The sequence below is a fragment of the Pseudomonas sp. TE21435 genome, from assembly GCF_056279265.1.
The window spans coordinates 5,367,340-5,386,273 of record NZ_JBWBQZ010000001.1 but is presented as its reverse complement, the minus strand read 5'-3'; the positions used below and the strand labels follow the sequence as shown (position 1 = coordinate 5,386,273).

The 18,934-nt window shown below is 66.2% G+C and carries 17 protein-coding genes and 2 tRNA genes; 11 read left to right on the top strand and 8 right to left on the bottom strand.

All coding sequences use genetic code 11. The features are described from left to right. The first annotated feature begins 123 nt into the window (after positions 1–123). Together nirB and nirD are read left to right on the top strand one after the other, a co-directional pair. Entirely contained in the window at positions 124–2,676 is a 2,553-nt protein-coding gene (nirB, locus tag ACZ9C1_RS24400; RefSeq protein WP_476254459.1) for a nitrite reductase large subunit NirB, read from the top strand. Then, positions 2,676–3,044 carry a nitrite reductase small subunit NirD gene (gene nirD / locus ACZ9C1_RS24395; RefSeq protein WP_102681593.1) on the top strand — a complete coding sequence of 123 codons (369 nt, stop codon included), beginning with the start codon at positions 2,676–2,678 and terminating at the stop codon, positions 3,042–3,044. The genes nirB and nirD overlap by 1 nt, the downstream gene beginning before the upstream one ends. A gap of 67 nt (positions 3,045–3,111) precedes the next feature. Here the strand turns inward: nirD and ACZ9C1_RS24390 are convergent, their stop codons facing one another. After that, a complete protein-coding gene (locus ACZ9C1_RS24390) occupies positions 3,112–3,537 on the bottom strand; it encodes a DcrB-related protein (RefSeq protein ID WP_102681592.1) in 426 nt (141 codons plus the stop codon). 131 nt (positions 3,538–3,668) lie between these two features. On the opposite strand from ACZ9C1_RS24390, the gene pcaQ reads away from it, so the two are divergent. The 3 genes from pcaQ (at position 3,669) to ACZ9C1_RS24375 (ending at position 7,998) form a co-directional block, all read left to right on the top strand. After that, a complete protein-coding gene (gene pcaQ / locus ACZ9C1_RS24385; RefSeq protein ID WP_102681591.1) occupies positions 3,669–4,601 on the top strand; it encodes a pca operon transcription factor PcaQ in 933 nt (310 codons plus the stop codon). Positions 4,602–4,663: 62 nt separating this feature from the next. After that, a complete protein-coding gene (locus ACZ9C1_RS24380; RefSeq protein ID WP_102681590.1) occupies positions 4,664–5,356 on the top strand; it encodes a DUF1266 domain-containing protein in 693 nt (230 codons plus the stop codon). Further along, positions 5,353–7,998: a molecular chaperone DnaJ gene (locus ACZ9C1_RS24375; protein WP_457378014.1), complete on the top strand. Its 2,646-nt coding sequence runs from the start codon at positions 5,353–5,355 to the stop codon at positions 7,996–7,998. Before ACZ9C1_RS24380 ends, ACZ9C1_RS24375 begins: the two co-directional genes overlap by 4 nt. Here ACZ9C1_RS24375 and ACZ9C1_RS24370 read toward each other — a convergent pair. From ACZ9C1_RS24370 to ACZ9C1_RS24360, 3 genes are all read right to left on the bottom strand, one after another. Continuing rightward, positions 7,992–9,698 (bottom strand): molecular chaperone HscC, encoded by a 1,707-nt coding sequence (locus tag ACZ9C1_RS24370; protein ID WP_476254458.1) that lies wholly within the window; start codon positions 9,696–9,698, stop codon positions 7,992–7,994. The two genes, ACZ9C1_RS24375 and ACZ9C1_RS24370, sit on opposite strands and share 7 nt — an antisense overlap. 156 nt (positions 9,699–9,854) lie before the next feature. Beyond that, positions 9,855–9,931 (bottom strand) — tRNA-Asp (locus ACZ9C1_RS24365). A 13-nt stretch (positions 9,932–9,944) separates the two neighbouring features. Continuing rightward, positions 9,945–10,020: transfer RNA gene (locus ACZ9C1_RS24360), tRNA-Val, on the bottom strand. A 216-nt stretch (positions 10,021–10,236) separates the two neighbouring features. On the opposite strand from ACZ9C1_RS24360, the gene rdgC reads away from it, so the two are divergent. After that, entirely contained in the window at positions 10,237–11,157 is a 921-nt protein-coding gene (rdgC, locus tag ACZ9C1_RS24355) for a recombination-associated protein RdgC (protein WP_023631647.1), read from the top strand. A gap of 4 nt (positions 11,158–11,161) precedes the next feature. On the opposite strand, the gene ACZ9C1_RS24350 is transcribed toward rdgC, so the two are convergent. Then, entirely contained in the window at positions 11,162–11,614 is a 453-nt protein-coding gene (locus ACZ9C1_RS24350; protein ID WP_277503058.1) for a protein YgfX, read from the bottom strand. After that, positions 11,598–11,852, bottom strand: a complete 255-nt coding sequence (locus tag ACZ9C1_RS24345; protein ID WP_028690159.1) for an FAD assembly factor SdhE — start codon at positions 11,850–11,852, stop codon at positions 11,598–11,600. Before ACZ9C1_RS24345 ends, ACZ9C1_RS24350 begins: the two co-directional genes overlap by 17 nt. 133 nt (positions 11,853–11,985) lie before the next feature. On the opposite strand from ACZ9C1_RS24345, the gene ygfZ reads away from it, so the two are divergent. Both ygfZ and ACZ9C1_RS24335 read left to right on the top strand, forming a co-directional pair. Continuing rightward, the gene (gene ygfZ, locus ACZ9C1_RS24340) at positions 11,986–12,927 is read left to right on the top strand and encodes a CAF17-like 4Fe-4S cluster assembly/insertion protein YgfZ (protein ID WP_110697716.1); all 942 of its coding nucleotides are present in this window, start codon (positions 11,986–11,988) and stop codon (positions 12,925–12,927) included. Between the two features lie 55 nt (positions 12,928–12,982). Continuing rightward, complete coding sequence (locus ACZ9C1_RS24335; protein WP_102681585.1) at positions 12,983–13,789, top strand: HDOD domain-containing protein; 807 nt, start codon at positions 12,983–12,985, stop codon at positions 13,787–13,789. Positions 13,790–13,832: 43 nt separating this feature from the next. Here the strand turns inward: ACZ9C1_RS24335 and ACZ9C1_RS24330 are convergent, their stop codons facing one another. Beyond that, the gene (locus tag ACZ9C1_RS24330) at positions 13,833–15,212 is read right to left on the bottom strand and encodes a sensor histidine kinase (protein WP_277503057.1); all 1,380 of its coding nucleotides are present in this window, start codon (positions 15,210–15,212) and stop codon (positions 13,833–13,835) included. Further along, a complete protein-coding gene (locus tag ACZ9C1_RS24325) occupies positions 15,205–15,876 on the bottom strand; it encodes a response regulator (RefSeq protein WP_046856873.1) in 672 nt (223 codons plus the stop codon). Before ACZ9C1_RS24325 ends, ACZ9C1_RS24330 begins: the two co-directional genes overlap by 8 nt. A gap of 200 nt (positions 15,877–16,076) precedes the next feature. Between ACZ9C1_RS24325 and ACZ9C1_RS24320 the strand changes: the two genes are divergently transcribed. From ACZ9C1_RS24320 to ACZ9C1_RS24310, 3 genes are all read left to right on the top strand, one after another. Next, positions 16,077–17,366 carry an OprD family porin gene (locus tag ACZ9C1_RS24320; RefSeq protein WP_277503056.1) on the top strand — a complete coding sequence of 430 codons (1,290 nt, stop codon included), beginning with the start codon at positions 16,077–16,079 and terminating at the stop codon, positions 17,364–17,366. A gap of 31 nt (positions 17,367–17,397) precedes the next feature. After that, positions 17,398–18,378 (top strand): Bug family tripartite tricarboxylate transporter substrate binding protein, encoded by a 981-nt coding sequence (locus tag ACZ9C1_RS24315; RefSeq protein ID WP_046856875.1) that lies wholly within the window; start codon positions 17,398–17,400, stop codon positions 18,376–18,378. Between the two features lie 95 nt (positions 18,379–18,473). Further along, the gene (locus ACZ9C1_RS24310; RefSeq protein ID WP_046856876.1) at positions 18,474–18,932 is read left to right on the top strand and encodes a tripartite tricarboxylate transporter TctB family protein; all 459 of its coding nucleotides are present in this window, start codon (positions 18,474–18,476) and stop codon (positions 18,930–18,932) included. The last annotated feature ends 2 nt before the right edge of the window (positions 18,933–18,934 follow it).

Sequence of the window (18,934 nt, the reverse complement as noted above, 5' to 3'; positions counted from 1 at the left end):
AGTACAACAGCCCCTCGATCAACGGCGATCGTCCAGGGGACTGACACTGATGAGTACAGGCAAAGGCGCCTGGAGCTTCGGCTCCAGGCGCCTTTTTCGTTTTTCCGTGATCGAGGATCGGCTATGCAGGCAACAGCGAACGAAGCACAACGAGCGCGACTGGTCATCGTCGGCAACGGCATGGTCGGCCATCACTGCGTCGAGCAGCTGATCGAACGCGGTGCCAGCGCGCGCTTCGAGCTGCACGTGTTCGCCGAGGAGCGCCAGCGCGCCTACGACCGGGTGCACCTCTCGGAATACTTCACCGGCAGTTGCGCCGAAACCCTGGCCCTGTGCGACCGCGACTACTATGCGAGCAACGGCGTGCACCTGCACCTGGGCGAGGCGGTAGTGGATATTGATCGCGAACGCCAGGAAGTGATCACCGCCGAAGGCCGCCTCGGCTACGAACAGTTGATCCTGGCCACCGGCTCCTATCCGTTCGTGCCGCCCATCGAAGGGTCCAGCGGCAATGCGCGCCTGGTCTATCGCACCCTCGAAGACCTCGATGCGATCCGCGCCGCCGCCGGCAGCGCCCGCCGCGGCGTGGTGGTCGGCGGCGGCCTGCTCGGCCTCGAGGCCGCCAACGCCCTCAAGTCGCTAGGCCTGCAAGCGCATGTGGTGGAGTTCGCGCCGCGGCTGATGCCAGTCCAGTTGGATAGCGAGGGCGGCGCGGCGCTCAAGGCGCGCATCGAGGCGCTGGGCGTAGGCGTGCACCTGGCCCGCGCCACCCAGTCGATCAGCACAGGCGAACACTACCGCTACCGCATGAATTTCGACGGCGGCGAACACCTGGAAACCGACCTGATCGTGTTCTCCGCCGGCATCCGTCCGCAGGATGCCCTGGGCCGAACCTGCGGCCTTACAATCGCCCCCCGCGGCGGCGTGGTGATCGACGGTCAGTGCCGCTCCAGCGACCCGCGCATCTTCGCCATCGGCGAATGCGCTTCGTGGAGCGGCAGCGCGTTCGGCCTGGTCGCCCCGGGATACGCCATGGCACGTAACCTGGCAGCCCTGTTGATGGGCGAGTCGGCAAGCGAGTTCAGCGGCGCCGACATGTCGACCAAGCTCAAGCTGCTGGGTGTGGATGTTGGCTCCATCGGCGATGCCCAGGGCGTCACGCCGGGGGCGCGCAGCTATCGCTTCATCGACGAAGCCACGGCCTCCTACCGGCGCCTGGTGGTCGATGCCAGCGGCAAGCGTGTGCTTGGCGCGGTGCTGGTCGGCGACAACAGCTACTACGACACCCTGCTGCAATACGCCCAGAACGGCATCAAGCTACCGGCCGACCCGGCCGCGCTGATTCTGCCCCAAGGCTGCGGCGCGCCGGCGCTGGGCGCCGATGCCTTGCCCGACAGCGCGACCATCTGCTCGTGCCACAACGTCAGCAAGAGCGCGGTGTGCGCCGCCATCGACAGTGGCTGCGGCGACCTCGCCGCCGTCAAGGCATGCACCAAGGCCGCCAGCGGTTGCGGCGGTTGCGCGGCGCTGCTCAAGCACGTGTTCGAGCACGAACTGAGCGCCCGCGGCGTGACCGTCGACAAGAGCCTGTGCGAACACTTCGCCTACACCCGCCAGGAGCTCTACGGGCTGGTGCGGGTTGAAGGCATCCGCACCTTCAACGAGCTGCTCGAACGCCATGGCAAAGGCCAGGTGGGTTGCGCCATCTGCAAGCCGGCGGTGGGCAACATCCTCGCCTCGTGCTGGAACCAGCCGATCATGGACCCGGCGCTGGTACCGCTGCAGGACACCAACGACACCTTCATGGCCAACATGCAGAAGAACGGCACCTACTCGGTGGTGCCGCGCATCCCCGGCGGCGAGATCACCCCGGAAAAACTGATCGTGATCGGCCAGGTGGCAAAGAAGTACGACCTCTATACCAAGATCACCGGCGGCCAGCGCATCGACCTGTTCGGTGCCCAGTTGCACGAACTGCCGCTGATCTGGGGCGAGCTGATCGCCGCCGGCTTCGAGACCGGGCACGCCTACGGCAAGTCGACGCGCACGGTGAAATCTTGCGTCGGCAGCACCTGGTGCCGCTATGGCGTGCAGGACAGCGTGGCCATGGCGCTGCGCCTGGAGGACCGCTACAAGGGCCTGCGCGCGCCGCACAAGCTCAAGTTCGCGGTGTCTGGCTGCACCCGCGAATGCGCCGAGGCGCAAAGCAAGGACATTGGCGTGATCGCCACCGACAAGGGCTGGAATCTCTACGTGTGCGGCAATGGCGGCATGCGCCCACGCCACGCCGAACTGTTCGCCACCGACTTGGACGACGAGACCTTGGTGCGCCTGATCGACCGCGTGCTGATGTTCTACATCCGCACCGCCGACAAACTGCAGCGCACCTCGGTGTGGCGCGAGGGCCTCGAGGGCGGGCTCGACTACCTCAAACAGGTGGTAATCGACGACAGCCTGGGCCTGGCCCGCGAACTCGAGACGCAGATGCAGCAGGTGGTCGACCGTTACGAATGCGAATGGGCCAACGCCTTGGGCGATCCGGAAAAGCTCAAGCGCTTCCGCACCTTCGTCAATGACCAACGCGGCGATCCCGATGTGCACTTCGTGCGCGAGCGTGGCCAACGCCGGCCGGCGGCGCCCCCGCAGTTGATTCCCACCCATGAGGAGGCAATGTGATGAACCTGTCCAACACGGCTGTAGCAAGTGAAACCCGCTGGCAGGCGGTGTGCCAGGCCAGCGACCTGGTCGCCGACTCCGGGGTGGTGGTGTGGCACGAGGGCGAGCAGGTGGCGTTGTTCTACGTGCCGGGACAAGGGCGGGAGCTGTATGCCGTCGGCAACCGCGACCCACGCTCAGGCGCGAACACCATCGGCCGTGGACTGCTGGCCAGCCTGGGAGCAACGGTGGTGGTGGTGGCACCGCTCTACAAGCAGCATTTCTGCCTGCAGGACGGCGCGTGCCTGGAGGATCCGACACAGCACTTGCCAGTGTGGCCGGTGCGTATCCGTGGGGTGACGGTCGAATTGGGGCTGAGGCTCATATGACACGGCCAGGTACAGCTCGATCACCCGACGTCAGTGAGATCAAGGTACAGCCTCGAATCCGCCCGGGTCAGTTCAGCCGCAAGCCTGCCTTGATGGCTTCCCAATGGGCAAGATCGACCGCTTCCAGCGGTGTTTCCTTGCTATAGCTGACCGCCACGAAACGGGCCTGCCCGCTTGGCGTGTAGGCCAACTGACGTTGATACGAGACCACTTCGCCGCGCTTGAACTGCAGGCTGACTTCCAAGCCGTGAATGGCACGATCGACGCCGGCGCTGACCGGCAGTGGGTCGCTGATGACCGCCCCAAGGCGCTCACGCAACTGCGCCAGTTGCTGCTGGTAAAGCGCCTCCAGCGTCTGCCCGGCAGCCAGCGGACTGCGGGCGATCACCAGGGTGGTGCCACGCTGACGGAAGGTCAGCATGTTCATGGTGGTGTCTTCGGGCGTTTCATCGCCCAGTTCAAGGACCAGGTCCTGGGTCAGGTAGGCGGCCATTGCGCAGCTCCATGCATCGAAGCGGCACACGCTAAAGGTTCGGGGCTTTGCCTGCAAGGGAGGAACCGCCGTCCGCCGACGAAGATCACCCGGACGTTGCAGGTCTGGCCCGCACGGATACACTGCCCGGCATGAACCTCGATACCCGCATCAAGTTCCGCCATCTGCTGTGCTTCCTGGAGATTGCCCGACAGGGCAGCCTGGCCAGGGCCGCCGACGTGCTGGCGATCAGCCAGCCTGCGATCTCCAAGACCCTCAAGGAGCTGGAGGATCTGCTGGAAGCTCGCCTGTTCGAGCGCAGCCACCAGGGCGTCGCCCTGACCCCGGCCGGTACCCGCTTCATGCGCTATGCCGGCCCCAGCGTGCAAGCGCTGCGTGACGGGGTCGGCAGCGTGCGAGGGGAAGCGCGGGCGCCGTCGCAGGTGCGTATTGGCGTGCTGTCGACTGTCGAAGGGTTACTGATGCCCGAGGTGCTGTGCCGCTTGCACCAGCAGCACGAGGCATTGGTAATCAGCGTGGTGACCGGGGCCAGCGCCCAGCTGCTCGGGCAGTTGCACCTTGGCGAGCTGGAACTGGTGATAGGCCGTATGACCGACAGCCCGCAGATCCAAGGGCTGTCGTTCGAGCACCTGTACAGCGAGTCGATGACCCTGGTGGTGCGACCCGGACATCCGCTGCTGGCGGCTCAGCCTATTGATCGCACGCAGGTCGGTGCCTATCCACTGGTGCTGCCACCGCCAGGCACAACCATTCGCCGGCATGCCGACAGCCTGTTCGTGCAATGCGCGATCCAGCTGCCGGCACAGCGCCTGGAGACTCTGTCGCTGGCCTTGAGCAGGCGCTACGTGCTGGGCAGCGAGGCGGTCTGGGTGGCGCCGCGCGATGCCGTGCTGATCGACCTCGGGCGGGGAGAACTGGTCGAGCTCGACCTGGGCGTGCGTGAGCCGGGCGGCTCGGTGGGCATCTGCCGCAATGCGGCCCTGGCGCAGAGCCTGCCGGCGCAGTGGTTGTGCGAGGTGCTCCGGGAGGTGGCCGAAGCTTACCGGCTTGGGACATACCCCTGACAACCCGACGCGCGTATTCCTATACAATCCCCGCCAGTTCCCAGCGCCTCCAGGACCCTTTCATGGACGAAACCGCGCAGCACTGGCTGCATGCCCTCTCCGCCCCCATGGCCGCCCTCAACGGCGCCAGCTACACCGCCCCCGACTACTTCGAAGGGGAAGACCAGACCGATCTGGAGCGCTGGTGGGGGATCAGCGACCGCGCCCAGTTGCTGGACATGCTGAACATGGCCGACAACGGCCACGCCACCGAAATGAGCGAAGCCTACTGGCAGTACCAGCGCTGCCTGCCCAGCCAGTGGCAGGCCCTGCTCGACACCTTGCCCCCACGCGAACGCATCCGCCACGAATACGCCGCCCGCACCTTCCCCGACTGTGGCCCGGGCGGCACCCGAGCCTGGGACCTGGGGCGCATGAGCTTCCTGCTGCGCGCCGGGGTCAAGAAAGGCCTGATCGACCGCGACGAAAGCCTCTACCTGCACTACCGCCTGGCGCTGCGCGCACGCCACTACTACAACCGCTGGGACTGTTACCTGGCCGGCTACCTGTTTGGCAAGGCGCTATGGAATGTCAGCGACAGCAGCGACGAGACCTTGGCCGCCGATCTCGAGCGCCAGGGCAGCGAGCACTGGAACCGCTGCATCCTGCTTAACCTGCGCCTCGGCGCCCATGAGTTGCTGGCCGGGTTGCCCTGGGACATGGACCTGCCCGAGCCGCCGCGCCCCGCCACCCTGGAAGAGGACTGCTGGTCATGAGTTGCTGGATTCGCCTGGGGATCGAACCGACCCAGGACCTGGACGCCATCCGCCTGGCCTATCGCGGCCGCCTGCCCACGCACCACCCGGAAACCGACCCGGAAGGTTTCCAGGCCCTGCGCGCGGCCTACGAGGAAGCGCTGCGCCTGGCCCGCGAGCAGGAAACCCACGAGGCCGAGCCAACGGTCGCCGAGGACACGCCACATCCGACACTGCAGCACTTCCATCGCCTGCTCGAGGAGCCGTCGCTGCGCTTCGACCCGCAAGCCTGGCAGGGCTTCATCGCCGAGCTGGACGAACTGCCACTGGACGAACTGGACGACCTCGGCTGGCAGCTGTTGCACACCCTGCGCGACTGCGGGCCGCTGTCCCATCACTGCGCGGGCCTGCTAGCCCGGCGCCTGGGCTGGGCCGACCAGTTGCTGCGCCTGGACAACCCCCACGAAGTGGAAGCCTTCCTCGACCGTCTCGCGCAGCCGGACCCCTTCGATACCGCATGCATGCGCGACTGGCCAGCCCCGGCGCAGATGGAGAGCCTGTGGTATTTCCGCAGCCTCGAGTACTGTTACCAGCACCGCCCATTGTTCGAGTATGAGCAGTTCGCCAGCGTGCATACCTGCCTGGCGATCCCGGATGACTCGGTGCTGGTACAGCGCCTGCTGGTGCAGTTCAGCCAGGCCGGCATCGCCAGCCGGACCTTCCACGGACTGCTCCAGGCACAACAGGCGCAAACCCCGGACGATGCCGACCTGCTCTACCTGCTGGCCCGCCAGGCCGATGCCCTGGGGGCCGAGCAACAAGCGCTGGACTGCTGGTTGCGGCTGTACCGCCAACACCAGCATCCACAGGCCGAGCGCTGGCTGATCGACCTCTGCGCCCGCCATCAACCCCAGCGTCTGCCCTTGCTGATCCAGGCCTTCGACTGCTTGCATACGCCAGCCGGCTGGCCCGAGAACCTCGGCGACCCGGCCCAGGCCTGGGGCAGCCCGGGGCAGTCACCGCAGACCCTGGCGCGGTGGTCCGAAGCCTCGCGCCTGAAGCTGGACGGCATCGCCAGCACCTTCGTCGACTGGCATCTGGACGGTGACGACGAACTGCCGCTGCTGGCCTGGCTGCTGCAGGAGCAGCCGGAGCACAATCTGCACCGCTTGTATTGGCATGCCTGGGCCCTGCAGCGCGGCGAGGCCGGTTTGCTGCGCCTGGTCCTCGCCCAGCCACCGGCCGAGGACGCCCTCGACGCGCTGATCCTCGAGGGCTTCCAGCGCCAGGCGAGCCAGCAGTTGCATTGGCTCGATCAGGCTCCCGTGGTCCAGGCGCTGACGCAACTCAGCGCCAGCGATGATCCGGCGGCTACCTTGCCCGAGGCCCTGACCGAGGATGCCATTCGCCCGGTCTGCCGTGAATGGCTGCGGCGCATGCGGGTCTATCCGGCCCATGCCCTGCACACGCTCAACCGTCAGTTCGACATGCGCCGCCTGTTCACCACCCCGTTCGGCCTGCAACTGCAAGACCGCCTGGCCGAAGCCGGAGTTCTGTTACCTTCGATGCCCGAGGGCGAGGCACTGTGGCAGTGGCACCGCCAGCAGCTGTTCATGCTGGCCCTGCTGGAGCAACCTTCACGTTGGCTGGCACTGATCGATCCGGCCTTGCCCGGGCAGTTGCACTACCCGGCCGAGCATCCGTTCGCTCCGACACACGCCCTGCTCTGTCAACTGCTGACCAGCCCCGAAGGCGCCAGTGGACTGCTCGGCAGCCTGGATATCCGCGATCCGGTACAAGCCCTGATCTCGGCACGCCTGCTGACCTTGCAGCAGGCGCTCAACAGCACGCGCCTGCCCAACGCCGTGCAACTGCTCGCTTGCCTGGACAACGACGACGGCGGACTGCGTACCGATTATCCGCTGGGCTACCTGCTGTTCTGCGCAGTGCTGCACCATGATCCGTCGCTGGACGAACCACAGCGCTGCGCGTTGCGCGACCGCATGCAGGCGCTGGACCTGCAAGACGACTGGTTCGAAGCGCTGCGCCGGGGGCTGCTGAACGGCCAGGCCAAGCATCCGCCGGCTGCCGCGGTACGCGCGCAAGGCCTCGACAGCCGCACGGTCGACGACGTACTGGATGCGCTACACCGCCTGCTGAACACTTGCACCCCACCCAAGACCCGGCTGCTGCGCGCCCTGCAAAAGGTCAAGGACGACCCGGAACAGGACCCCGGCCTGCGCTGCGCGATCATGGCCGTGCTGTCATGGAGCGAACGCCTGCTGTTGGACATGATCAAGGAACCGCCGGCGCCGATGTGGGCGTTCTGGAAGCTCAAGAGTCGACTGAACCGTACGGGCCTGGCCGTGCACGTGGCAATCATCGCCTTGGGCGCCAGCCTGATGCTCCATATCCCGGCGATGTTGGTGGTGATCAGCGTCTTGTCGATCAGCGGCTTCCTGCGTCGCCTGCGCGACCTCGGCCACGGCGTGCCGGCACTGCTGCTGGTGATGGTGCTGACCCGCGTGCTGCCGTTCTCGTCACTGGTGCTGCTGGGCCTGCCCGGCGACAAGCTGCCAAACCGTTACGGCCCGGTACCCGGCAAAGGGCAGCCGCTGGAAGGCGGCCTGCAGGCCACCCTGCGCCGGCTCAACGCTCAGTAACGCAGCTCGTCGAGCGCCTGGCACAATGCCTGGCGCTCACGGCTGATCTCGCCGGCCTGCTGCCCGGCCAGCACGGCATTGAAGGCGTCCAGCCAGCTGCCGATCAGCTCGCGCTCGTCGCCCAGGCTCTGCATCCAGGCTCGCTCCAGGCGGGCCAGCAAAGTGCGGTTGGGCAGCGTGTCACGTGGGTGGATCTTCAATTTTGCCAGGCGTTCCTCACTGGCCTGGCGTGCCTGCGCATCCAGCCCGGTGGGGCTGCGGTCGATACTGTGGCTGTGCTTCTGGCCGCTCTCGAGGAAGGTCACGTCCACTTCCAGCAGGCCGTTGATGTCGTAGCTGAAGCGCACGTCCAGCGACTGGATCTCGCCGGTCGGCTGCAACGGAATCTCGAAACTGTCCACCAGGATGTTGTCCCGCACCCATGGCCGCTCGCCCTGGTACACGGCGATGCGCACGAACTTCTGTTCCGGGTGGCTGCTGTAGAAACGCTGCACCTTGGACGTGGGGATGATCGTATTGCGCTCGATGATCGGCGAGAAGGCACCAGTGACATCCTCGCCCCGGGACGAGGCCACGCCAAGGGTGTAGGGGCAGACATCGGTCAGGATCAGTTCGTCGATGGCCGCGTCGCGGGCCTTGCACGCCGCCTGACTGGCGGCGCCGAGGGCAACGATGGTATCCGGGTCCAGGTGCCGGTACGGCAGGCGCCCAAACAGCTTGGCCACCAGTTGCTGCACCTGCGGCATGCGCGTGGCGCCGCCGACCAGCACCAGGCTGTCCAGCTCGCGCGGGCTCAAGCGGGCATCACGCAGGGCCTGTTCGATGGGAGTGCGTACCCGTGTCAGCAAGGGCGCCCAGATCGCCTGCAGCTTCTGGTCGTCCAGCTGCCACTCGCGGGGCTGGCCATCCATGCTCCAGGCAAAGGTGCGACTGCCCTCGCCCACTTCGCACTTGAGCTGCTCGATGGCGTCGTGCAGGCTGGCCAGGGCCTGGGGCTCCAGGTCTTCGGCCTTGAGACTCCAGTCACGCAGGCAGGCCTGCAGCAGCGCCTCGGTGAAATCCTCGCCGCCCAGGTAGTTGTCTCCGGTAGAGGCATGCACCTCGATCAACGGCAGGGCGTACTCCAGTACCGTGACGTCGAAGGTGCCACCGCCCAGGTCGAACACCAGGGTGCGCTCGAACTTCTGCTCATGCAGGCCGTAGGCCATCGCGGCGGCGGTGGGTTCGTTGATCAGCCGCTGGACCTTGAGCCCGGCCAGTTCGGCCGCGAACACCGTGCGTTTGCGCTGCTCGTCGCTGAAATAGGCCGGCACCGAGATCACCGCCTCGCTCACCGGGCAGCCCAGATAGGCCTCGGCGTCCTGCTTGAGCGAACCCAGCACCAGCGCCGACAGCTCTTCAGGGGTGAAACGGTGTTCGCCCAGGGCGTAACGCTTGTCGCTGCCCATGAAGCGCTTGAACGCCGCGGCGGTACGTTGAGGGTGCGTGGTCAGGCGCGCCCGGGCGGCCTGGCCGACGAGGATGCTGCCATCGTCATCGACGCTGACCACCGACGGCGTCAGCACCTCGCCCAGGGCATTGGCGATCAGCCGCGCTTCGCCATCCTGCCAGACGGCGATCAGGCTGTTGGTGGTACCCAGGTCGATTCCCAGCAAGGGAGTGGTGTGTGTCGGAGCGGGAGAGAGGCTGGCATCCTGCATGGTCGGTCTCTTGCTTGCGGTAGGAACCGGCGCAAGGCCTGCTGGCCAGTTGCGGCGGACAGGGGATTCTGACGCAACGCCAGAAACAAAAAAAGCGACCCTAAGGTCGCTTTCTCTGTTGCTTCCGGGTGTTCAGTGGGCCCTGGAAGCTTAATATGGCGCGGCGGACGGGACTCGAACCCGCGACCCCCGGCGTGACAGGCCGGTATTCTAACCGACTGAACTACCGCCGCGCTATACATCGAGTGGTGGGTGATGACGGGATCGAACCGCCGACCCTCTGCTTGTAAGGCAGATGCTCTCCCGGCTGAGCTAATCACCCTTCGTCTCGGTGTGGCGCGCATTCTACGGAGGACCTCCTACCCTGGCAAGCACTTTTTTCAAAATATTTGAAAAAAATTTCCAGGTCTTTCAAAGACCTAGCCGCGCCGCGATTTTCTTCCTCTATATAGGACTGCTGGCCCTCTGACAGGGTTGGCCTGGAACCGTCGCTCGGAGAATAATGCCCGCCTTATGTATTAAGGAGAGATTCCCCCTCATGTGGTTCAAGAACCTGCTGTCCTATCGCCTGACCCAGGAAGTACCGTTCGAGGCCGAGGCCCTGGAGGCCGCCCTGGCCAGCAAGCCGGCCCGCCCCTGCGCCAGCCAGGAACTGACCACCTACGGTTTCGTCGCACCGTTCGGCAAGGGCGAGGATGCCCCCCTGGTTCACGTCAGTGGCGAATTCATGCTGATCGCCGCACGTAAAGAAGAGCGCATCCTGCCCAGCAGCGTGGTCAACGACGCGGTCAAGGAGAAGGTCGAGGAGATCGAGGCCGAGCAGATGCGCAAGGTCTACAAGAAGGAACGCGACCAGATCAAGGACGAGATCATCCAGGCCTTCCTGCCGCGCGCTTTCATTCGTCGTTCGATGATCTTCGCCGCCATCGCCCCGCGCCTGGGCATGATCCTGGTCAACTCGGCCAGCGCCAAGCGCGCCGAGGACCTGCTGTCGACCCTGCGTGAAGTGATCGGTTCGCTGCCGGTGCGCCCGGCCACCGTGAAGATCGCGCCAAGCGCGACCATGACCGACTGGGTCAAGTCGCAACAGGCCGCCGAAGGTTTCTACGTCCTCGACGAATGCGAACTGCGCGACACCGCCGAAGACGGTGGCATCGTGCGCTGCAAGCGTCAGGACCTGACCGGCGAGGAAATCCAGCTGCACCTGAGCACCGGCAAGGTGGTCACCCAACTGGCCCTGGCCTGGCAGGACAAACTGTCGTTCGTGCTCGACGACAAGATGGTGATCAAGCGCCTGAAGTTCGAGGAACTGCTGCAAGAGCAGGCCGAGCAGGACGGTGGTGACGAGGCCCAGCAACAGTTCGACGCCAGCTTCCTGCTGATGATGATGACCTTCACCGAGTTCCTGCCGGTGCTGTTCGAAGCACTCGGCGGCGAAGAGATCCCGCAGGGGGTCTGACCCTTCAGGCCGGCGCGGCCCAGCGGCGCCGGCTGAACTTCAGCCGCACCCGCAGCCTTCGATGCTGTTCCTGCGCCAGGGCGTCCTTGGGGATGCACTGGCTCTGGCTGAACCATTGCCCCTTGCGCACGAAGCGCAGCACTACCACCGCGGGCAAGGCAACGCTGTCACGGCACAGGCGCACCGGTTGCCAACCCCGGGCACGACTGTATATATGCCAGCCACGCGGCTCACGACGCAGGCCGGTGACGGCGCCAGGGTGGGACAGCAGGATCCGGCGGGGGATGGCCCAACAGGCGTGGGCGAGACAGGCAATGACCAGCAGGCCCTTTGGCCAACCGGGCAACGCGACCACAACGCTGGCGATGAGCGCCAGCGCCTGGCAGGCGAGATAGGCCGTCAGCAGCAGGCGCGAGCCCTGCCAACGGCACTCGAATGCTTCACTTGGGCTGGACACGGTCCAGGATGATGCGGACCATGCGCTGCAACTCCGGATCTTCGGACTCGCTGCGCTCCATGAACCAGCCGAACATGTCCTGGTCCTCGCAGGTCAGCAGGCGACGGTACAGCTCGCGGTCCGCTTCGCTCAGGCTCGGGTAGACCTCCTGGGTGAACGGTACCAGCAGCACGTCCAGTTCCAGCATGCCGCGACGGCTGTGCCAGAAAAGCCGATTGAGTTCAGTTTGTTCGACCATGGGGCCCTCCTCGAATGGTCGCGCAGTATACCGCGCAGCGAATGAAGCGGCACAAGGCGTTGGTCTACTCACCTACCTATTTTGTTACCGGCGTTCTATGATGGCCGCCAGTCTTTAGCTACCGCGATGACCCATGGCCGATTCCGCTTTCTTCTGTTCCCTCTCCCATGAGGGCATCCTCGCCGTCCGCGGCTCCGACGCCGGCAAGTTCCTGCAGGGTCAACTGACCTGCAATATCAGCTACCTCAGCGAAGCCCATGCGAGCCTCGGTGCCCGCTGCATGGTCAAGGGCCGCATGCAGTCTAGTTTCCGTATCCTGCCCGAGGGCAATGGCTACCTGCTGGCCATGGCCAGCGAGCTGCTCGAGGCGCAACTGGCCGACCTGAAGAAGTACGCGGTGTTCTCCAAGGCCACGCTGAGCGACGACAGCGCCGCCTGGGTGCGCTTCGGCCTGCAGCACGGCGACGCGGCCCTGCAGGCGCTGAGCCTGAGCGTGGCGGACGAGGCCGGCGCGACCGCACGTCATGATGGCCTGATCGCCATCCGCGCCTCGGCCGGGCGGGTCGAATTGTGGGCGCCTGCCGACCGGGCCAGCGCCGTGCGCGGGACGCTCGCCGCCGCGCTGCCAGAGGGCACGCTCAACGACTGGCTGCTTGGCCAGGTGCGCGCCGGCATCGGCCAGGTCATGGGCCCGACCCGCGAGCTGTTCATCCCGCAGATGATCAACCTGCAGGCCGTCGATGGCGTGAGCTTCAAGAAGGGTTGCTACACCGGCCAGGAGATCGTCGCCCGCATGCAGTACCTGGGCAAGCTCAAACGCCGCCAGTATCGCCTGGCGCTGGCCGAGACAGCGGTACCCGAGCCGGGCGCCGAGATCTTCTCGCCGACACACGGCTCGTCGGTCGGAGAGGTGGTGATCGCTGCCAGCACCGGCAGCGCCGTCGAACTGTTGGCCGTGCTCAGCGCCGATGCCGTGGCGGACGACAACCTGCACTTGGGCAGCCTGGAAGGCCCGCGCCTGACGCTGCTCGACCTGCCTTACGAACTGGACCGCGACCGGGAAATCCAGCGCTGACCAGCCCGCCCCGGCGTTACGCCGGGGCTGCACCACCTTTGCCGTAGAGAAGTCCATGAACAAGCTGGCCGAGAAGGTCCAAGCGCAATTGCTCGCCGCCATCGACCGGGACGACCTGGTCCTGCCGACGCTTCCGGAAGTCGCCCTGAGCATTCGCGAAGCCGCCGAAGACAGCGAGATCAGCGTGTCCGCCTTGAGCAAGGTGATCGGCCGCGACGCCGCCCTGTCGGCACGCCTGATCAAGGTGGTCAACAGCCCGTTGCTGCGCGCCGCCGTCGAAGTCACCGACCTGCACACCGCGATCACGCGCCTGGGCATCAACTACAGCTGCAACCTGGCCATCGGCCTGGTGATCGAGCAGATCTTCCATGCCCGCGCCCCGGCGGTTGAACACAAGCTGCGTGATATCTGGGCCAACAGCCTGGATGTGGCAGGCATCAGCTATGAACTGTGCCGACGCTACACCCAGCTCAAGCCCGACCAGGCCACCCTCGGCGGCCTGGTGCACCAGATCGGCGCGTTGCCGGTGCTGATCTATGCCGAGGAGCACAACGAGTTGCTCTCCGACCCGATCTGCCTGCATTTCGTGATCGAACAGATCCAGCCGGTGCTGGGCGACAAGATTCTTAGCGCCTGGGAGTTTCCCGAGCAACTGGTCAGCCTGCCCAGCCAGGTGCAGGACCTGGACCGGCGCACCGACCAGATCGACTACATCGATATCGTCCAGATCGCCCGCTGCATCTGCCAGCGCGAGCGCATCCGGCCACTGGCCGCCCTGCCCGCCTACCGGCATCTGGGGCTGCCCTATGGCACCGAGCTGGATATCGCCGAACTGCTGGATGCGCGGAGCATGTTGCGCTGAATCGACAGGGCTGATCGCGGGACAAACCCCGCGATAGCCGACATCAATCCGCGATAAAACTCACCCGCACCTTCAACCCGCCGCGCTCGCCGTCATGCAGGCTGATCTGCGCCAGGTGCGCCCGGCAGATCTCGCCGACGATGGCCAGCCCCAGCCCGCTGCCCTGGGCGCTGCGCCGGTAGAAGCGCTCGAACACCCGCTCACGCTCATCCTGCGGAATCCCTGGCCCATCGTCCTCGACTTCAAGTACCGCCGGCGCCAGCACCCGCAGCACGACGTCTCCGCCGGGTGGGGTGTGGGCCAGGGCATTGTCCACCAGGTTGCTGAGCAGTTCGTTAAGCAAGGTCGGCTCACCTTTGAGCCAAACCGGCGCCTCGGCCTCCAGCGCCAGGGCAACGCCGCGGGCATGGGCCAGCGGCGCCATGGCCATGCCCAGCTCGCGGGCCAGCTGGCTCAGGTCCAGGCGCTGGGCACCGCCCTCGGCGATGGCCCGGGCGCCGTTCTCCACCCGCGCCAAAGACAGCAGCTGGTTGGCCAGGTGGGTAAGCCTGTCCGTGCCCTGGGCCGCCGCCTCCAGGGTCTTGCGCCACTCCTCCGGCTCCCGTGAACGCAGGCCCAGCTCGACCCGCGCCTTGAGCGCCGCCAGCGGCGTGCGCAGCTCATGGGCGGCATCGGCGATGAACTGCGCCTGGCGCTCGAACTGGCCACGCAGCCGCTCGGTGAAATGGTTGAGGGCACGCACCAGCGGCCCCAGTTCGCGCTGCACCTGTACCACCGGCAAGGCGCGCAGGTCGTCCGGCTGGCGCTCTTCCACCGCCGTGCGCAAGCGCTCCAGGGGACGCAGGGCGGCGCTCACCGCGAACCACACCATCATCAGCGCGCCGAAGGCCAGCATCCCCAGGCGCAGCAGGGTGTCGGCCATCAGCCCGCGGGCCATGCGCACCCGCGCCTCCTCGGTCTCGGCCACGCGAATCTCGGCCATGCCGTTCATGTTCGGTTCGCTCACCGCCTTGAGCAGGCTGACCACACGCACGTCCTGACCCAGGTAGGTGGCATTGTAGAAACGCGCCAGTGCCGGGTAGTCGTCGGTGCGCGGCGTGCCCGGCGGTGGCGGGGGCAGGTGCTCGTAGCCGGAGATGAGCTTCTGGTGGATGTCCAGCACCTGATAGTAGATGCGCCCGGCGCTGTCATAGGCGAAGGTGTCCAGGGCCACGTAGGGCACATCGGCGCTGAGGGTGCCGTCGCGCTGCGACAGGCCGGCAGCGATGGTCCGCGCCGACGCCAGCAGGGTCCGGTCATAGGCGGTGTCGGCGGCTTCGCGGCCATTCCAGTAAGCGCTCAGGCCGCTGGCCAGCATCAGCACCACCAGCAGCAACGCCAGGTTGCCCAGCAGGCGCCCGCGCAGGCTGCCGTTGTCACGCATCGCGGTGCTCGAGCAGGTAGCCCAGGCCACGGAAGGTGACGATGGCCACCGGGTGACCGTCGAGCTTCTTGCGCAGGCGGTGAATGTAGATCTCGATGGCGTCGGGGCTGGCCTCCTCGTCGAGGCCGAACACCTGGGCCGCCAGCTGCTCCTTGCTCATCACCCGGCCAGGGCGGGCAATCAGCGCCTCGAGCACGCTCTGTTCGCGCTGGGTCAGGGTCAGCGGCTCGCCATCCAGGCCGAAGCGCCGGGTATCCAGGTCATAGACCAGCGGGCCGCAACGCTGCTGGCGCTCGCCGCCGAGCACGCTGCGCCGCAGCAAGGCCTTGACCCTTGCTTCCAGCTCGGTCAGCTCGAAGGGTTTGGCCAGGTAGTCGTCAGCACCGAGGTTCAATCCATGCACCCGGTCCTTCACATCGCTGCGGGCGGTGAGCATCAGCACCGGCAAGGTCTTGCCGCGACTGCGCAGGCGCGCCAGCACCTCGAAGCCGTCCATGCGCGGCAGGCCGACATCCAGCACCGCCACGGCATAGTCCTCGCTGGCCAGGGCCAGGTCGGCGGCCACGCCGTCATGCAGCACGTCCACGGTCAGGCCCTGGCTCTTGAGGGCCTGGGCCACGCTTTCGGCCAGTTGCAGGTGGTCTTCGACCAGCAGCACACGCATCGGATTCTCCCTGTTCGGGTGGGCTTTTTGCGCGGAGTGTACCGCCGTGGCGAGTGCTGTGAAGCCCTCGCAACAAACCTTTCACGCTGAAAGGTTAGCGAAAGGTTGGTTACCTAGCATCGCACCACGGCTGCCCCGCGCGCCGCAAAAAGCACCAGCAAGGTGCAAACACATAAGAACAATAAATGGAGTCACCGACGATGCTGTCCATGCAGCCGCAGGCGTACGCGCCTATCCGTTCCCTGGCCGCCCGACCTTCCGCCCTCGCCAGCGCCTTCGCCCTTGCCGGTGTCGCGCCCATGAGCCAGGCCGCCTTCTTCGAAGACAGCACGGCCACCTTCGAAACCCGCAACATGTACTTCAACCGCGACTTCCGCGACGGCACCAGCGCGCAGCAATCCAAGCGCGACGAATGGGCCCAGGGTTTCATGCTCAACTTCGAGTCCGGCTATACCGAAGGCACCGTGGGCTTCGGCCTGGACGCGCTGGGCATGCTCGGGGTCAAGCTCGACTCCAGCAAGGACCGCACCGACACCGGCCTGCTGCCGACCCACGACAACGGCAAGGCTGCCGACGAATACTCCAAGCTCGGCCTGACCGGCAAGGTCAAGGTCTCGCAGACCGAACTGAAGGTCGGCACGCTGATCCCCGAGCTGCCCACGCTGCAGCCCAACGACGGGCGCATCCTGCCGCAGACCTTCGAAGGCGGCCTGGTCACCTCGAAGGAGATCAAAGGCCTGACCTTCACCGGCGCCCGCCTGGAAAAAGCCAAGGACCGCAACGACACCAACTGGGAAGACCTGGCCCTCAACAACAAGAACAGTCGCTTCGGCGGCACTTTCAGCGCCGACCATTTCGACACCGGCGGCCTGGACTACCAGTTTACCGACCGCATCACCGGCAGCTACCACTTCGCCCAGCTCGACGACATCTACCGCCAGCACTTCATCGGCATGCTCGCCACCCAGCCGTGGGGCCCGGGCACCCTGGGCGCCGACCTGCGCCTGGCGATCAGCGACGATGCCGGCGCGGCCAAGGCCGGCAAGATCGACAACACCACCTTCAACGGCATGTTCAGCTACACCCTGGGCGGGCACAAGGTCAGCGGCGCCTGGCAGCAGCTCACAGGCGACAGCGCCTTCCCCTACGTCGACGGCGCCGACCCCTACCTGGTCAACTTCGTCCAGATCAATGACTTCGCAGGCGCCGACGAGCGCTCCTGGCAGGCACGCTACGACTACAACTTCGCCGCCCTCGGCATCCCCGGCCTGACCTTCATGACCCGCTACATCAGCGGCGACAACGTCAGCCGCGCCGCCGGCGGCGAGGGCAAGGAGTGGGAACGCAACACCGAACTGAAGTACGTGGTACAAAGCGGCCCGTTGAAAAACGTCGCCGTGCGCCTGCGCAACGCCACCTTCCGCTCCAACTTCGCCCGCGACGCGGACGAGGTGCGGCTGCTGGTGAGCTACAGCGTGGCTCTGTGGTAACCCATAACAACAACGCTCACGGAGATAGACGATGACATTTTCACTGCGCCGCCTCGTCCTGGCCACCGGCTGCCTGCTGCTGGCCGGCAACGCCCTGGCCGCCGAACCCAAACGCCCCGAATGCATCGCGCCGGCCTCGCCCGGCGGCGGTTTCGACCTGACCTGCAAGCTGGTGCAGAGCGCCCTGGTCAACGAGAAGATCCTCAGCAAGCCCATGCGCGTGACCTACATGCCCGGCGGTGTCGGCGCGGTAGCCTACAACGCCGTGGTTGCCCAGCGGCCAGGCGATGCCGGCACCCTGGTGGCCTGGTCCAGCGGTTCGCTGCTGAACCTGGCCCAGGGCAAGTTCGGCCGCTTCGACGAGAACGCAGTGAAATGGCTGGCGGCGGTCGGCACCAGCTATGGCGCCATCGCGGTGAAGAGCGACTCGCCCTACAAGACCCTCGATGACCTGGTCGCGGCCCTGAAGAAAGACCCGAGCAAGGTGGTGATCGGCTCCGGCGGCACCGTCGGCAGCCAGGACTGGATGCAGACCGCGCTGATCGCCAAGGCCGCCGGCATCAACCCGCGCGACCTGCGCTACGTGGCCCTGGAAGGCGGCGGCGAGATCGCCACCGCGCTGCTCGGTGGGCATATCCAGGTGGGTTCCACCGATATTTCCGACTCCATGCCGCACATCCAGAGCGGCAACATGCGCATCCTCGCGGTGTTCTCCGAGAACCGCCTGGACGAGCCGGAGATGAAAGACATCCCCACCGCCAAGGAGCAGGGCTACGACATCGTCTGGCCGGTGGTGCGCGGTTTCTACCTCGGGCCGAAGGTCAGCGACGAGGACTATGCCTGGTGGAAGGCCTCGTTCGACAAGCTGCTGGCCTCCGAGGAGTTCGCCAAGCTGCGTGACCAGCGCGAACTGTTCCCGTTCGCCATGACCGGCGAAGAGCTGGACGGCTATGTGAAGAAGCAGGTGGCTGACTACAAGGCATTGGCCCGTGAGTTCGGGTTGATCCAGTAAGCATCGACCCCGTGGGAGCGGGCTTGCCCCGCGATGCCCCATCGCGGGGCAAGCCCGCTCCCACGCCCCGCTCTTCGACCATGAGGATTTATTCCATGATCCTGCAACGCCTCTTCGCCCTCGTCCTGCTGGCGCTGTGCGCCGTGCTGGCCGTGATGGCCTGGCCCTACCAGGCCGCCTTCTCCTACGAACCGGTGGGCCCACGCGCCTACCCGCTGCTGATGCTTGGCCTGATGAGCCTGGGCCTGCTGTACCTGGCCATTCGCCCCACGCCCATCGTGCGCAAGGACGACGAACCGGAACTGGACCGCGAGACCCTGATCAAGATCGCCGCCTGCGTCGGCCTGCTGATCGTCTTCGCCGCCACCTTCGAGGCGCTGGGCTTCATCCTCAGCGCCATCCTGGTCGGCCTGCCCATGGCCCGCCTGTACGGTGGCCGCTGGCTGCACAGCGCCATCGTGGTGGTGGGCATGAGCATCTTCCTCTATTGGTTGTTCGACCGGGTGATGGACGTCCCCCTGCCCCTCGGCCTGCTCGACGTACTGGAGAACTGACA

Excerpts from the sequence above, each read along its gene's own strand:
- nirB (WP_476254459.1), top strand. The coding sequence starts at position 124 with ATGCAGGCAACAGCGAACGAAGCACAACGAGCGCGACTGGTCATCGTC.
- nirD (WP_102681593.1), top strand. The coding sequence starts at position 2,676 with ATGAACCTGTCCAACACGGCTGTAGCAAGTGAAACCCGCTGGCAGGCG.
- ACZ9C1_RS24390 (WP_102681592.1), bottom strand. The coding sequence starts at position 3,537 with ATGGCCGCCTACCTGACCCAGGACCTGGTCCTTGAACTGGGCGATGAA.
- pcaQ (WP_102681591.1), top strand. The coding sequence starts at position 3,669 with ATGAACCTCGATACCCGCATCAAGTTCCGCCATCTGCTGTGCTTCCTG.
- ACZ9C1_RS24380 (WP_102681590.1), top strand. The coding sequence starts at position 4,664 with ATGGACGAAACCGCGCAGCACTGGCTGCATGCCCTCTCCGCCCCCATG.
- ACZ9C1_RS24375 (WP_457378014.1), top strand. The coding sequence starts at position 5,353 with ATGAGTTGCTGGATTCGCCTGGGGATCGAACCGACCCAGGACCTGGAC.
- ACZ9C1_RS24370 (WP_476254458.1), bottom strand. The coding sequence starts at position 9,698 with ATGCAGGATGCCAGCCTCTCTCCCGCTCCGACACACACCACTCCCTTG.
- rdgC (WP_023631647.1), top strand. The coding sequence starts at position 10,237 with ATGTGGTTCAAGAACCTGCTGTCCTATCGCCTGACCCAGGAAGTACCG.
- ACZ9C1_RS24345 (WP_028690159.1), bottom strand. The coding sequence starts at position 11,852 with ATGGTCGAACAAACTGAACTCAATCGGCTTTTCTGGCACAGCCGTCGC.
- ygfZ (WP_110697716.1), top strand. The coding sequence starts at position 11,986 with ATGGCCGATTCCGCTTTCTTCTGTTCCCTCTCCCATGAGGGCATCCTC.
- ACZ9C1_RS24335 (WP_102681585.1), top strand. The coding sequence starts at position 12,983 with ATGAACAAGCTGGCCGAGAAGGTCCAAGCGCAATTGCTCGCCGCCATC.
- ACZ9C1_RS24330 (WP_277503057.1), bottom strand. The coding sequence starts at position 15,212 with ATGCGTGACAACGGCAGCCTGCGCGGGCGCCTGCTGGGCAACCTGGCG.
- ACZ9C1_RS24325 (WP_046856873.1), bottom strand. The coding sequence starts at position 15,876 with ATGCGTGTGCTGCTGGTCGAAGACCACCTGCAACTGGCCGAAAGCGTG.
- ACZ9C1_RS24320 (WP_277503056.1), top strand. The coding sequence starts at position 16,077 with ATGCTGTCCATGCAGCCGCAGGCGTACGCGCCTATCCGTTCCCTGGCC.
- ACZ9C1_RS24315 (WP_046856875.1), top strand. The coding sequence starts at position 17,398 with ATGACATTTTCACTGCGCCGCCTCGTCCTGGCCACCGGCTGCCTGCTG.
- ACZ9C1_RS24310 (WP_046856876.1), top strand. The coding sequence starts at position 18,474 with ATGATCCTGCAACGCCTCTTCGCCCTCGTCCTGCTGGCGCTGTGCGCC.